Annotated in this window: 9 protein-coding genes and 1 tRNA gene; 1 reads left to right on the top strand and 9 read right to left on the bottom strand. The window is 64.3% G+C overall.

Annotation, left to right across the window (positions count from 1 at the left end; translation table 11 throughout):
- Window positions 1-505: 505 nt before the first annotated feature.
- From BWP39_RS05165 to pepN, 3 genes are all read right to left on the bottom strand, one after another.
- Window positions 506-581, bottom strand: a tRNA-Thr gene (locus tag BWP39_RS05165).
- A gap of 54 nt (window positions 582-635) precedes the next feature.
- The gene (locus BWP39_RS05160) at window positions 636-1,652 is read right to left on the bottom strand and encodes a class 1 fructose-bisphosphatase (protein ID WP_096717512.1); all 1,017 of its coding nucleotides are present in this window, start codon (window positions 1,650-1,652) and stop codon (window positions 636-638) included.
- 195 nt (window positions 1,653-1,847) lie between these two features.
- On the bottom strand, window positions 1,848-4,538 hold the full coding sequence (gene pepN / locus BWP39_RS05155) for an aminopeptidase N (RefSeq protein WP_096717510.1): 2,691 nt from the start codon (window positions 4,536-4,538) through the stop codon (window positions 1,848-1,850).
- Window positions 4,539-4,724: 186 nt separating this feature from the next.
- Between pepN and BWP39_RS05150 the strand changes: the two genes are divergently transcribed.
- On the top strand, window positions 4,725-5,468 hold the full coding sequence (locus BWP39_RS05150) for a DUF4136 domain-containing protein (RefSeq protein ID WP_096718563.1): 744 nt from the start codon (window positions 4,725-4,727) through the stop codon (window positions 5,466-5,468).
- Window positions 5,469-5,545: 77 nt separating this feature from the next.
- Here the strand turns inward: BWP39_RS05150 and guaD are convergent, their stop codons facing one another.
- The 6 genes from guaD to BWP39_RS05120 all read right to left on the bottom strand — a co-directional run bounded on the left by guaD (window position 5,546) and on the right by BWP39_RS05120 (window position 14,181).
- Window positions 5,546-6,883 (bottom strand): guanine deaminase, encoded by a 1,338-nt coding sequence (guaD, locus tag BWP39_RS05145; protein ID WP_096717508.1) that lies wholly within the window; start codon window positions 6,881-6,883, stop codon window positions 5,546-5,548.
- A 113-nt stretch (window positions 6,884-6,996) separates the two neighbouring features.
- The gene (locus BWP39_RS05140) at window positions 6,997-8,043 is read right to left on the bottom strand and encodes an adenosine deaminase (RefSeq protein ID WP_096717506.1); all 1,047 of its coding nucleotides are present in this window, start codon (window positions 8,041-8,043) and stop codon (window positions 6,997-6,999) included.
- Window positions 8,044-8,113: 70 nt separating this feature from the next.
- Window positions 8,114-9,163: a xanthine dehydrogenase accessory protein XdhC gene (gene xdhC, locus BWP39_RS05135; protein WP_096717504.1), complete on the bottom strand. Its 1,050-nt coding sequence runs from the start codon at window positions 9,161-9,163 to the stop codon at window positions 8,114-8,116.
- Window positions 9,164-9,227: 64 nt separating this feature from the next.
- Window positions 9,228-11,645: a xanthine dehydrogenase molybdopterin binding subunit gene (gene xdhB, locus BWP39_RS05130; protein ID WP_096717502.1), complete on the bottom strand. Its 2,418-nt coding sequence runs from the start codon at window positions 11,643-11,645 to the stop codon at window positions 9,228-9,230.
- On the bottom strand, window positions 11,642-13,213 hold the full coding sequence (gene xdhA, locus BWP39_RS05125) for a xanthine dehydrogenase small subunit (RefSeq protein WP_096717500.1): 1,572 nt from the start codon (window positions 13,211-13,213) through the stop codon (window positions 11,642-11,644). The genes xdhB and xdhA overlap by 4 nt, the downstream gene beginning before the upstream one ends.
- Before the next feature lie 458 nt (window positions 13,214-13,671).
- On the bottom strand, window positions 13,672-14,181 hold the full coding sequence (locus tag BWP39_RS05120) for a disulfide bond formation protein B (protein ID WP_091011468.1): 510 nt from the start codon (window positions 14,179-14,181) through the stop codon (window positions 13,672-13,674).
- Window positions 14,182-14,191: the final 10 nt, after the last annotated feature.

Genomic DNA, 14,191 nt, shown 5'->3' with positions numbered 1-14,191 from the left:
GGCCATTCCCGGTGCGGGGTAAACCTAGCAGATTGCAAGATGCCTATGTTTATGGGATCGCCGCCAACAGGAAAACCGACGTTCATTGGTCGGCTCTTTTGGGCAGTAGCTTGCGAGCATTCCGCGCGAAGCGTTCGAAGCGGCGTTGCGTGATCCTGAGGTGAAGCCGACAACGGCATCAATAGTGACGCCTGCGGCACAGGCTTCTTTTTGGCTTTTTTCGTGAGATCGCACCGCTCAAGGTTGGCAGGCGAAAAAACCCCCGCACACGGCGCCCTTTGGGTTGATGGTCGCGGGGGAGGGCTGGCCGAGTTTCCTGGGGTGCAGCGAGTCGTCCGCGTGCTTGCCCACGTATTGACGAACAGACGTCCGTGCGATCACCGCGCTCGGCGTTCGATGCGGCTGACCTGAGTTCGGGGCCGAACGGGTAGTGTCAGTCGCAACACCAGAAGCAAAAAAGCAAAAAGCCCAGTCGCAATGACTGGGCTAGGTGCCTGAAACTGGTTGGTGCCGGAAAGAGGAATCGAACCCCCGACCTTCGCATTACGAATGCGCTGCTCTACCGTCTGAGCTATTCCGGCATCAGAGAACCGCGATTATAGGGATATTTTCTATCCCTTGGCAAGCCCCACCGATCAACTTTTTGCCTCGTGATGGTAGCGTGTGACGCGGTCGACCTCGTTCTTCGAGCCGAGAAACACGGCAACGCGTTCGTGCAGGCTCTTCGGCTGGATATCGAGAATCCGCTTGTGGCCGTTGGTCGCGGCGCCGCCCGCCTGCTCGACGATAAACGCCATCGGGTTCGCTTCGTACATCAGGCGCAGCTTGCCGGGCTTGTCGGGGGTGCGGCTGTCGGCGGGGTACATGAAGATGCCGCCGCGATTCAGGATGCGGTGCACGTCGGCCACCATCGATGCAATCCAGCGCATATTGAAGTCCGCCTGGCGCGCGCCGTCGGTGCCGGCCTTCAGTTCGCCGACGTACTGCTGGACGGGCGGGTACCAGTGGCGTTCGTTCGATGCATTGATCGCGAATTCGCGCGTCTCGACCGGAATGCGCATCTCGCTCTGCGTGAGCACCCACGACCCGAGTTCGCGATCGAGCGTGAAGCAGTTCACGCCATTGCCGGTGGTCAGCACGAGTACGGTTTGCGGGCCGTACACCGCATAACCGGCCGCGACCTGCTGGGTGCCCGGTTGCAGGAACGACTGTTCGGTGGGCTGCTGGCCATCCGGGCAGCGCAGCACCGAGAAGATCGTGCCGATCGATACGTTGACGTCGATGTTCGACGAGCCATCGAGCGGATCGAACACGAGCAGGTATTCGCCCTTCGGATAGTTCGCTGGGATCGGGAAGAACTGTTCCATTTCTTCCGATGCCATGCCGGCCAGGTTGCCACCCCATTCGTTTGCTTCGAGCAGGATTTCGTTCGACAGGATGTCGAGCTTCTTCTGCACTTCGCCCTGGACGTTCTCGCTGCCCGCGGTGCCGAGCGCATCGCCGAGCGCACCCTTGCTGACGTGATAGCTGATCGCCTTGCACGCGCGCGCCACGACTTCGATCAGGAGACGCAGATCGGCGGGCAGGTTGTTGTTCTCGCGCTGCTGCTCGATCAGATACTTGGTGAGAGTGGTACGTCGCAATAAAGCCATTGCAGTGCTCCGGAAAGACTGAGGAATCCCTCGATTTTACCCGCTCGGATCGGGCGGCCCGTGTTTTACGTCGGGTGCGGGCAACTGTTTTCACTTCACGCAGCAAAAAGCCGGCCACAGGTGCCGGCTTTTTGCCCGATCGGCGGAGGGTGAGCGGGCCGGCGGCGAGCCGGCCAGCGACACCGTCGGAACCTGCTAGCCCAGCGCCTTCTCGACAATCTCCCGCACGTCACGCGACTTCACCTGCGCGGCAACCTTTTCGAGCGCACTACGCATCTTCTCGCGCAGCGCCGGCGTGAACCGGCGCCACAGTTCGAGCGAACGCGCGAGCCGCGCGGCGACCTGCGGGTTCAGTGCATCGAGCGCGATCACCTGATCGGCCCAGAACGCGTAACCCGAGCCGTCTTCCGCGTGGAACTGCGCGGGGTTCGCGGCGCAGAAACTGAAGATCAGCGAACGAGCGCGATTCGGGTTCTTCAGATTAAACGCCGGATGTGACATCAGTGCACGCACGATATCGATCACCGGACGCTGTGCGGAGCCGCGTTGCGTGGCCTGCAGCGCAAACCACTTGTCGATGACGAGCGGTTCTTTTTCGAAGCGGCGGTAGAAGTCTTCGAGCGCTTCCTGCGCACGGCGACCGTCGCTTGCCGCTGCTGCGGTGAGCAATGCGGACAGCGCGGCGGAGCGGTCGGTCATGTTGTTCGCCGCGTCGTATTGCGCGCCGGCGAGCCGGACCACGTCGGCAGGGTCGGCGAGTTCGGCGAGGTAGGCGAGCGCGAGGTTCTTCAGCGCGCGATGACCGCCTGCTTCGGGCGTTGCTTCGTAGTCGCCAGGCGTTTGATGGCGTTCGTAGATCGCGAGCCAGTCGTTCTTCAGCGCTTCGGCGAGACGGCGGCGCACGAACTGCCGCGCAGTATGCACAGCGGCCGGATTCGACTCGGGCATCTGTTCCGCGAGATAGGTTTCCGACGGCAGCATCAGCGCGAGTTCGCGGAACGAAGGCGACAACGTTTCGTCGGTCAGTACCCGCGCGAACGCGTCGACGACCGAGTCGTCGAGTTGCAACGACGCACCGGTTGCCGCGCGTGCGGCAAGACCGAGCAGTTCGCGCGTCGCAAGCCGCTGGCCCGCTTCCCAGCGATTGAACGGATCGCTGTCGTGGGCGAGCAGGAACGCAAGCTCTTCGGCGGAATAGTCGTACTCGACGATCACCGGCGCCGAGAAATTGCGCAGCAGCGACGGCAGCGGTTTCTCAGCGACGTCGACGAACGTGAAGGTCTGCTCGGTCTGCGTGAATTCGAGTACGCGCGTCGTACCGTGCGCCGCAGCCTCGCCTTCGAGACGCAGCGGCAGGTCCGCGCCGTTCGCACCGATCAGCCCGAGCGCAAACGGAATCAGCAGCGGGCCTTTTTGCGTGTCGCGCGCGGCCGGTGCGGCATCGCCGTAGCCCTGCGACAGCGTGACGCGATAGCGGTGCTGCGCCGCGTCGTAGTGCGTGCTGACCGTGACGCGCGGCGTACCGGCCTGGCTGTACCAGCGCTCGAACTGCGCGAGGTCGCGGCCGTTCGCATCGGCGAGCGCATGACGGAAGTCGTCGCAGGTCACGGCCTGGCCGTCGTGCCGCTTGAAGTACAGGTCCATGCCGCGGCGAAAACCGTCGCGGCCAAACAGCGTCTGGTACATCCGCACGACTTCCGAGCCTTTCTCGTAGACGGTCATCGTGTAGAAGTTGTTGATTTCGACGTAACTTTCCGGACGGACCGGGTGCGCCATCGGGCCTGCGTCTTCGGCGAACTGCATCTGGCGCAGGACGCGGACGTCTTCGATGCGCTTGGTTGCGCGTGCGGCTTCGTCCGTGGCGCCGCCTGCCATGTCGGCGGAGAACTCCTGGTCGCGAAACACCGTCAGCCCTTCCTTCAGGCTCAACTGGAACCAGTCGCGGCAGGTGACGCGGTTGCCGGTCCAGTTATGGAAGTACTCGTGGCCGACCACGGCTTCGATGTTCGCGAAGTCGGTGTCGGTGGCAGTCTCGGGGTTCGCCAGCACGTACTTCGTGTTGAAGATGTTGAGCCCTTTGTTCTCCATCGCGCCCATGTTGAAGTCGCCGACTGCGACGATCATGAAGCGGTCCAGATCGAGTTCCAGCCCAAAGCGCTCTTCATCCCAGCGAATCGAATTGATCAGCGAGTCCATCGCGTGACGCGTTTTGTCGAGATCGTGCGGTTCGACCCACACCTGCAGCAGCTTCTCTTTGCCCGAGCCGCTGCGCACACGTTCTTCGAGCTTGACGAGCTTGCCCGCGACCAGCGCGAACAGGTAGCTCGGCTTTCTGAACGGGTCTTCCCAGCGGGCAAAGTGACGGCCGTCCGGCAGGTCGCCTTCGTCGAGCAGGTTGCCGTTGGACAGCAGCACCGGGTACGCGGCCTTGTCCGCACGCAGCGTGACCGTGTAGGTCGCCATCACATCGGGACGATCGAGGAAGTACGTGATGCGGCGAAAGCCCTCGGCCTCGCACTGCGTGAAGAAGTTGTCGCTCGATACGTAGAGCCCCGACAGCGTCGTGTTTTCTGCCGGGTTGCAGAGATTCACGAGCGTCAGTTCGAACGCGTCCGGCACGTTGTCGACGCTGAGGCCATGCTCGTGCGTGCGCACGGCACTGTGCGGCGTCCCGTCGATGCTCGCGCTGACAAACTCGAGCTGCTCGCCCATCAGTTCGAAGTGCGCTGCGTGGGCCGCGTCCGGATTGCGCCGCACGCGCATCGTATTCCTGACGACAGTGCGTTCGGGGACGAGATCGAATTCCAGCGCGACGGTGTCGATCAGGAAAGCCGGCGGTGCGTAGTCGGCGCGCCGGATCACGGTGGGCGTTGCGGTATCTGCCATGATGTCCACGGATAAGGGGATTTTCAGGGAGCCGGCCGGCGCGGGTGTGCGAGGCGAGCATAGACCGCTATTGTACAAAGGCTCGGTGCCCCCTGCCGGGCGAACTTTTTACCGACTCGACCGGTCAGCGTATTATCGGGCCGCTGCACATTGTGCACACCCATGACAGGCAAGACGAGGACGACCATGAAACTGGACCGATGGACCCGGCGCGCAACGCTGTTGCTGGCGGCGCTGACCGTGATGCTTTCCGGCTGCACGACCTACGTGACGAGCCGCGTCACGGCGTTTTCCGACTGGAGCGGCAGCGACGCCACGCGGACTTACGCGTTCACGCGCACTGCCACGCAGCAGAACAATCTTGAACAGGCAACTTACGAACAGCTTGTTGCCGACGAACTCGCCACCCACGCATTCCGCCGCGTTAACGCGGCCGAAGCGCGCTATCTGGTCGGGCTGACGTATTCGACGCGGGCGGGGACGGTGACGGTCTCAGAGCCGGTCTATGCCAACCCGTGGCCAGGTCCGTTCCCCGGTTACTGGGGGCGTCCGTTCGACCCGTGGGGGCCGTACGGCGCGTATGGTGCGTTCCCGGCCGGGTATGTGAACCAGAATTATCCGGTGTCCGTGCATACGCTTGGCATCCGCTTCACCGAGCGCGCGACCGGCAAGGAGGTCTACAACGTGACGGCCCGCACCGCCACCGACGAGCCCTCGCTGGTCCACGCGATGCCTTACCTGGCGCGTAGCGCGCTCGATGGGTTCCCGCTCAACAACGGCACCGTGCGTACGGTACGGATTCCGCTCGACAAGAACGGTGGGGCGTCGAACGAGGTGCCTGGGTCTGCCGTGCCCGGTGTTCCGCCGGCCAAGGCTCCTGTCCCGGCGCCGGCGGTAGCGCCGATCGGCTCTGCGCAGACAGTGCAATAACGATGCGGTGACCGCAACCGGACCGGTCACGGTCCGGCTGTAACCGCTAGCCGCGCTCCGCGAATCAACCGCGCGGATTACGCGGCGATCTTCGCAGTGCGGGCCGCATGCGCCCGCTCCCGATCGCGCTGGTGCACGCACTTCCCAGCCGCGTAGGTCGCATACACCGCGCGGTCGTCGCCAAGCAGCGCGAACGCAAACAGCAGTTCTTCCAGCGATTCCACCCGCGACGTCCGGCGCGCGAGCAACGGCGTCGCCGCCGGATCGAGCACGACGAAATCCGCTTCCGATTGCACAGCGAGCGTCCCGACCTTGTCGGCGAGATCGAGCGCCTGCGCGGCGCCCGCAGTCGCGAGCCAGAACATGCGCGTGGCACTCAGATGATGACCGGTGAGGCGCGCGACCTTGTGCGCTTCGTTCATCGTTTGCAACATCGAGAACGACGTGCCGCCACCGACGTCGGTCGCGAGCGCCACCGGCTGCCCCGTTTCACCGGCCCGGTCGAAATCGAACAGCCCGCTGCCGAGAAACAGATTCGACGTTGGGCAATGCGCGGCGACGGTGCGGGTCTGCGCCATCCGCCGACGGTCTTCGTCGTCGAGATGGACGCAGTGTCCGTACACGGCGCGCGGACGCAGCAGCCCATAGTGATCGTAGATGTCGAGATAGCTGCGATGACCGGGAAACAGACTCGCGACCCATTCCACCTCGGCGAGATTTTCCGCGACGTGACTCTGAATAAAGATGTCCTGATGCTGCTTCGCGAGCACGCTGCACGCTTCGAGCTGCGCTTCCGTCGAGGTCGGTGCGAAGCGCGGCGTCAGCGCATACATCTGCCGGCCGCGGTTGTGCCAGCGCCCGATCAGCTCGGCGCTGTCGTCGTAGCCGGACTGCGCGGTGTCGCGCAGAAACTCGGGGCAATTGCGATCCATCAGCACCTTGCCGGCGACCATCCGCAGGTTGCGCGCTTCGCTCTCGCTGAAGAAGGCATCCGCGGAATGCTTGTGCACGGTGCAGTAGACGAGCGCGGTCGTCGTGCCGCACGCGAGCAGTTCATCGACGAAGAAGCGCGCGGTATCCGCAGCGACCGCGGGGTCGGCGAAACTGCGCTCGGTCGGGAATGTGTACGTCTCGAGCCACGGCAGCAAGCCCGGTGCCGGCGACGCGATCATGTCGGTCTGCGGGTAGTGGATATGCGAATCGATGAAGCCCGGCACGATCAGCTTGTCGCGCAGTTCGTGCACCTGCGTGCCCGGCGCGAGCTGGGTCGATACGGTGTCCCACGCGCCCGCGGCGACGACATGGCCGTCCTCGACGATGAGCAGGCCGTCTTCGTCGAAGACCGCCGCATGGGGTGATTGCGCGGGGTCACCGTTGAATCTCAACAGTTGTGCGCGGTAAGCCGATTGAGTCATGAGAAAAACTGTCTCCGTCGTGTAGCGATTGAAGTGATGTGGGTTGGCGGGCTGTGCGCGGTGGGGGCCGCGCGGCCTTCGTGGTTTCTGTGGTTTCTGTGGCTTTCGTAGCGTTACTGCGCGCTATCGCCGTGCCAATGCGCATCGAGCCGCGCAATCAGCGCCGCGCGTTCGTCCGGTGTCACGAACGATGCTTCGAAGCTGTTGCGCACGGTCGTGTAGACCTCGGCATCGGTGAGCTTCAGCGCTTCGATAATCGCGAAGTAGTTGGTGTTTACGTAACCGCCGAAATACGCCGGGTCGTCGGAATTTACGGTGACGGCGACACCGCGATCGAGCAACTCTTTCAGCGTGTGCTTCGTGAGATCGTCGAACACACACAGCTTCAGGTTGGAAAGCGGGCAGACCGTCAGCGCGACGCGCGAATCGGCAAGACGCGCGACGAGTGCCGGGTCTTCGATGCTGCGCACACCGTGATCGACGCGGTCCACTTTCAACAGATCGAGTGCTTCGTAGATGTACGACGGCGGGCCTTCTTCACCCGCATGCGCGACGAGCTTGAGCCCTTGCGCGCGGGCTTTTGCAAATACGCGTTCGAACTTCGACGGCGGATGACCGCGTTCCGACGAATCGAGACCGATGCCGATCAAGCGGTGGCGATACTGTTCGAAGAGCGGCAGCGCTGCATCGAATGTCGCGAGCGCATCTTCTTCGGACAGATGGCGCAGGAAGCACAGAATCAGCTTGCTCGACAGGCCGCGCTTTTCCGCATCGGCAAGCGCGCGCTCGATACCCGCAACCACGACGTCGATCGATACACCGCGTTCGGTGTGCGTCTGCGGATCGAAGAAGATTTCGGTGTGTGCGACATGATCGGCGAGGGCGCGCTCGGCGTAGGCCATCGTCATGTCGTAGAAATCCTGCTCGGTGAGCAGCACGCTCGCGCCTGCATAGTAGATGTCGAGAAACGACTGCAGATCGGTGAACGCATAGGCCGCACGCAATGCATCGATCGATGCGTACGGCAGCGTCACGCCGTTGCGTTCGGCGAGGCGAAAGATCAACTCGGGTTCGAGCGAGCCTTCGATATGGATGTGCAGTTCGGCCTTCGGTGCGCGTGCAACCTTATCGGCGAGAGTGGGGGCGATCGTTGTAGTCATCTTCGATTCTTCGGGGGTTCTGGTTTGGTTTTCTGAAAACAAATGAGTGTCCGGAGCGAGCAGCTCCGCTTTATCCGATGTCAGGTGCAGTTCGTCCGGCCGCGGCCAGCGCCACGGCGGAAGGCGCGGCATGCGCATTCGCTTCGACGGCTTGCAGCAACTGCGCAGCCGCGGAAACCGCGATGATTTCCGGCGATTTGTCGACGATCCCGTCCACACCAAGCGGGCACTTCATCCGCGCGATCTGCGCGGGATCGATGCCGCGAGCGGCGAGCCGGTGCTCGAACTGCTTGCGTTTCGTGTGCGAGCCGATCATGCCGAAGAACCCGTAGTCGCCGCGCAGCAGGATGCGCTCGGCGAGTTCGAGATCGACCTGGTGGTTGTGCGTCATCACGATGAAGTACGTGTTCGGTGTGGCTTCGTCGACGGCGGCATCGGGCGCATCGTTTGCGTCGATCGTCAGGTTTGGCGCGTTGAGTGTTTCCAGTGGCGGAAACTGCGCATCGCGTTCGTCGATCCAGCGCACGTGGCAAGGTAGCGTGGCGAGCACACGCACGAGTGCGGCACCTACGTGGCCGGCACCGAACAGCATCACCGCGAAGTCGCGCGGCGCGATGGTTTCGGTCAGCAGCGCGCCGCTCGCTTCGAAGCCTGCGCCATCCCACAGCAGACAGTCCGCGCCTTCCACGCCGGGTTCCGGTTCGGACAGCAGCACGGCATCCGCGGCGGGACCGAATGATACGCTACGCACCGTCGATTGCCCGGCAGCAATGCGCTTCGCCAGCGACGTAACCCAGCCGAGATCACCGATATCGAGTCGCTCGAACGCGAGCACGACCGCGCCGCCGCAACATTGACCGAGGCTCGGGCCGAGCGCAAAGCGTTCGAGCCGGCGCATACGCGGTGAACGCATACCGTCTTTGAGCACCTTGCGAGCGCTCTCGATCGCTTTCCACTCGAGATGGCCGCCGCCGATCGTATGCCGCGCCGAATCGCGCGTGACGATCATCTTCGTACCGGCCTCGCGCGGTGCCGATCCTTCGGCACGCGCTACCGTGACAAGCACGACAGCGTCGCCGTGCGCGAGCAGTTGTTGCAGATCGGGTAGCCAGGCTTGCATCCGGCATTCTCCAGTAGAGCCCGCACGAGGTATCCGGGCGGGCGGTTATGCGCTATCGGCGCGGCTAGGCAGTGGTATCGGCTGTCTTCGGCGATGGTGGTGTCACCGCGCCGGCCGCGTTCGCTTCTTGAGGCTCCAGCGGCGACGCAGCGAGTGCATCGATCGCGTCGAGTATCGCTTCCGGCGTTGCGGGCGCGCGCAGCGGCGGCGCGCGGTTCGCGTGCGGCACGGCTGCGGCGATCGCATCGCGAAGCGCCAGAAACACCGAGAACGGCAACAGCAACGGCGGTTCGCCGACGGCCTTCGAACGGAACACGGTCGGCTCGGCGTTTTCGTTGCGATAGAGCCGAGTGTAGAACGCAGCCGGTGTATCGCTTACCGCGGGAATCTTGTACGTCGAGGGCGCGTGTGTCATCAGGCGGCCGTCGCTGTTCCACCAGAGTTCTTCGGTGGTGAGCCAGCCCATGCCCTGGATAAACGCGCCTTCCACCTGGCCGATATCGATGGCCGGGTTGATCGATTGCCCCGCGTCGTGCAACAGGTCGGCGCGCACCAGTTTCCATTCGCCGGTCAGCGTATCGACTACGACCTCCGACACGGCCGCACCGTACGCGAAGTAGTAGAACGGATGGCCGGTCAACGTCTTGGCGTCCCAGTGGACTTTCGGTGTTGCATAGAAACCGTCGGACCACAATTGCACGCGCGCGAGGTACGCGCTCTCGACTAGCTGCGCGAACGGTATCGATGCGCCGTTCGCGTGCACCGCGCTGTCTGCGAAGCGCACGTCCTGCGCTGTGCCACCGAGTTGTTGCGCGGCCAGCACGGCCAGTCGCTCGCAAATGATGTGCGCCGCCGCTTCGGCGGCCTTGCCGTTCAGGTCGCTCCCGGTCGATGCCGCAGTTGCCGACGTGTTGGCAACCTTCGACGTATCGGTGGCCGTGACACGCACACGCGATAGCGGCAAACCGAACGCATGTGCGACGACTTGCGCGACCTTGGTGTTGAGCCCTTGGCCCATTTCAGTGCCGCCATGATTGACGAGCACCGAGCCGTCCCGGTACACGTGCACTAACGCTCCCGCTTGATTCAGAAACGGCACGTTGAACGAGATGCCGAACTTCACCGGCGTCAGTGCAATACCGCGCCGAAGTATCGGGCTCGTCGCATTGAACGCGGCGATCGCAACACGGCGCGCCTGGTACTGGCTGGTCGCGAGCAGTTCGTCGGTGAGTGGCGCGAGGATGTTGTCCTCGACGCGCTGACCGTACGGTGTCACATCGCGCTCGCCGACGCCGTAGTAATTCACGCGCCGCACGTCGAGCGGATCGCGCTGCAACTGCCGCGCGATGTCATCGAGCATCACTTCCATCACGAGCGCACCCTGCGGGCCACCGAAGCCGCGAAACGCCGTGTTCGACTGCGTGTTGGTCTTGCAGCACAGCGCAACGATATCGACGTCGGACAGGTAATACGCGTTGTCGACATGGCAGACGGCGCGTGTCGCCACGGCACCGGACAGATCGGCGGAATAGCCGGCGCGCAGCGCGATCTCGACGCGCACGCCGGCGATCCGGCCGTCGTCGTCGAAGCCCACTTCGTACTCGTACGCGGCGTCGTGGCGCTTGCCGGTGATCGTGAAGTCGTCGTCGCGATCCGCGCGCAGCTTCACCGGGCGATTCAGCGCGCGCGCAGCGAGTGCGGCCGCGCAGGCAAACACCGCCGATTGCGATTCCTTGCCGCCGAAACCACCGCCCATCCGACGACATTCGCAGACCACGTTATGCGCGGGCACATTGAGCATGTGCGCGACCAGTGCCTGCATTTCGCTCGGATGCTGGGTCGAACTGTAGATGAGCATGCCGTCCATCTCTTGCGGCACCGCATACGCGATCTGCCCTTCCAGATAGAACTGCTCCTGGCCGCCTACTTCGAACGTGCCTGTCATGCGATGAGCCGCCGCCGCGATACGTGCGGCGGGTGCGCCGCGAGTCAGATGCAGCGGCGGCAGCACGAACGACTGACGCGCTTTCGCGTCGGCGATGCTGAGCACCGCTTCGAGCGGCTCGTAGCGGATCACGTCGTCGCTCGTGGCGAGCGCGGCGGCGCGGCGCGCGAGCGTGTGGCTCTGCGCGATCACGACGAATACCGGCTGGCCGAGGTACTGCACTTCGCCGTCGGCGAGAATCGGATCGTCGTGCAGCACCGGGCCGCAGTTGTTTTCGCCGGCGATGTCGCTGGCCGTCAGCACGGCAACGACGCCCGGCGCGGCGCGCACGGCGGTGAGATCCATTGAAACGATGCGAGCGTGTGCGTGGCGCGCGAGGCCGAGCGCCGCGTGCAATGTGCCGTGCAGTTCGGGTAGATCGTCGGTGTAGAGCGCTTCGCCGCTCACGTGAAGTCCCGCCGATTCATGCGGCAGCGACACGCCGATCGACGCGTGGTTTGCGTCGCCTGCGGTAGAAGTGTCGATGCGCGAGGTCATGGCTGAGGCTCCTTCGCGAGCGTGACTTCGTCGGCTGCGTCATGCGTGTCATGCGCATCGTGCGCGTCGAACGCGAACGCGTTCACGTCGTGCAGACCAAGCGGTGCGTTGTCGCGCGTTTCCAGATGGAAGCGCCACAGCAGATTGCGCGCCACCTTCAGACGATAAGCGCCCGACGCGCGCATATCGGTCAACGGTTGATAGTCGGCGGCGAGTGCATCCATCGCGCGGCGGCAGGTAGCCGCATCCCAAGGCGCACCTGTGAGCGCCGCTTCCGCATGCGCCGCACGCTGCGGCACCGCCGCCATACCGCCGAACGCGATGCGCGCATCGACAATCGTATCGCCGTCGACGCGCAGTGCGAACGCCGCACACACCGCCGAAATATCCTGATCGTAGCGCTTCGACACCTTGTAAGTACGAAAGCGCAACGTGGGCGCCGGCCGCGGCACACGGATCGCCGCAACGAACTCGCCCGCGGCGAGCGCCGTTCTCCGGTAGCCGGGATAGAACGCATCGAGCGGCACGGTGCGCGTCTTGCGCGCGTGGCGCAGCACGACCTGCGCACCGAGCGCGATTAGCGCGGGCATCGAATCGCCGATCGGCGACCCGTTCGCGACATTGCCGCCGAGCGTGCCCGCATTGCGGATCGGCAGCGAGGCGAAGCGGACCCATAGTTCGGCGACTTCGGGGTAATCGACGGCGAGCGCAGCGTAGGCCGCTTCAAGCGAGACCGCTGCGCCGATGGTCAGCGTTTGCGCATCGCGCTCAATCGCTTTCAGCGCTGCCACGTTGCCGACGTACAGAATGTCGCCGAGGTCGCGAAACTGTTTGGTGACCCACAGGCCGACATCGGTGCCGCCGGCCAGCACGCGCGCCTGCGGATGCTGCGCATACAACTGCGCGAATCCATCGAGGTCGACCGGCGCATGGAACGTCGGCGAACCGGCGGCGGTGCCGCGCACGTCGGGGGCGGAGTAGGTGAAGGTATTACGACGCTGGACCGGTTCGAGCGCAGCGCACACCGCAGCGCGATCGAGCGCGATGCGCGGATATTGCGTGTAGTCGAACATCTTCTGCGAGGCCTCGACGATCGGGCGGTAGCCGGTGCAGCGGCACAGATTGCCGGAGAGCGCGGCGGCGATTTCATCGCGTGTTGGCAGGCCGGCGTCGGCGGGCTGGTTTTCGTAGAGCGCCCACATCGACATCGCGAAGCCGGGTGTACAGAAGCCGCATTGAGAGCCGTGACAATCGACCAGCGCCTGCTGGACCGGATGCAGTGTGCCGTTAGCGGCGCGCAGATCTTCGATGGTGAAGAGGGCGCGGCCGTCGAGCGTAGGCAGGAACTGGATGCAGGCGTTGACCGCTTTTAGCGCGAGCGAGCGCTGCGGACCGAGCTCGCCGACCACCACGGTGCATGCGCCGCAATCGCCTTCGGCGCAGCCTTCCTTCGTTCCCGTGCAATGCAGGTCTTCGCGCAGGTGCTGCAGCACGGTGCGCGAAGCGGGCACGCCGGCGACTTCACGGAGGGCCCCACGGTAATAGAAACGGATGGTTTGCGTTGTCATGGCGAATCCGAAAGACATTGCGGACCGGGCGCGCGTTACGCATGAGGCCGTGCCGTCACCGGCCTCGCGCACGTAGATCGCCATCCATGCCCGAAGATAGCACCACCGCGCGCGGAAAGGATTCCCTGCGGGTAATGGGGGTTATCAGCCGCGGGTCATGAAAACCGTACGATTCGCGCGCGCGGCGGAAGTTGCGTGGGGGCGGGAATGGGCAAAAACAGTGGGAAATGAGGTGAAGCGACGTGCAGCCGCTTGAAGCGGTGGGCCGGAGACGGGAGAGGCCGCGGAGTGGGCCGGGTCGCAGCGGTGACGCCGGACCCGCTAAAGCTGCGCAGCCACGCAAATGCCGCTGAACCTGCGGCGCCGGCGTCGCAGGCTCTACCGCTGCGGCCCCATATCGACCGGCAATGCAGCGGACAAACCGCCCGACAACGAGAGCAGCGCCCGGCAACCCCGAATCAGCTGATGCGGCGCCGGTTGCGTACGAGGCTCCGTACGAGCGGCACGAACGCCACGACGAAGCCAAGCAGCGACCACATCGGCAGCGTCAGGCCGAGAATCGGCGGATAGGCGGTTTCGCAGAGGCCCGCCACCTTGAACACGCCGGGCAGCCAGTGCGCGGGCGGCAGGCTGTCGACGACCGGTTGCAACGCATCGAACCCGCAGCTGAACCCCGGATTTGCCTGCACGTAGACATGTTTCGCCGCGGTGGCGATGCCGGCCGCCGCCGACAGCACAGCCAGCAGTTCGAGCAGACGCACGCCGCGCCAGCCGCGCAGCCGCGCGCCGAGGAACGCGAAGATGGCGATCAGCAGATAGAAGTAGCGCTGCATGATGCACAGCGGGCACGGATCTTCGTGCTTGAAGTACTGGAGGTACAGGGCGCCGGCCACCAGCGCGAGACAGATGAAACCGAGCAGAACCAGCAGGGAGCGCTCACGGCGCAGGACGGCGTTGTCGTTGTTCATGGATCGATCG

It is taken from the genome of Paraburkholderia acidicola, assembly GCF_002362315.1.
Classification (GTDB): domain Bacteria; phylum Pseudomonadota; class Gammaproteobacteria; order Burkholderiales; family Burkholderiaceae; genus Paraburkholderia; species Paraburkholderia acidicola.
This window is presented reverse-complemented; position numbering and strand designations above follow the sequence as displayed.

Bases quoted from the DNA above. Each gene is read 5' to 3' on its own strand.
- BWP39_RS05160 (WP_096717512.1), bottom strand. From the start codon at position 1,652: ATGGCTTTATTGCGACGTACCACTCTCACCAAGTATCTGATCGAGCAG.
- pepN (WP_096717510.1), bottom strand. From the start codon at position 4,538: ATGGCAGATACCGCAACGCCCACCGTGATCCGGCGCGCCGACTACGCA.
- BWP39_RS05150 (WP_096718563.1), top strand. From the start codon at position 4,725: ATGAAACTGGACCGATGGACCCGGCGCGCAACGCTGTTGCTGGCGGCG.
- guaD (WP_096717508.1), bottom strand. From the start codon at position 6,883: ATGACTCAATCGGCTTACCGCGCACAACTGTTGAGATTCAACGGTGAC.
- BWP39_RS05140 (WP_096717506.1), bottom strand. From the start codon at position 8,043: ATGACTACAACGATCGCCCCCACTCTCGCCGATAAGGTTGCACGCGCA.
- xdhC (WP_096717504.1), bottom strand. From the start codon at position 9,163: ATGCAAGCCTGGCTACCCGATCTGCAACAACTGCTCGCGCACGGCGAC.
- xdhB (WP_096717502.1), bottom strand. From the start codon at position 11,645: ATGACCTCGCGCATCGACACTTCTACCGCAGGCGACGCAAACCACGCG.
- xdhA (WP_096717500.1), bottom strand. From the start codon at position 13,213: ATGACAACGCAAACCATCCGTTTCTATTACCGTGGGGCCCTCCGTGAA.
- BWP39_RS05120 (WP_091011468.1), bottom strand. From the start codon at position 14,181: ATGAACAACGACAACGCCGTCCTGCGCCGTGAGCGCTCCCTGCTGGTT.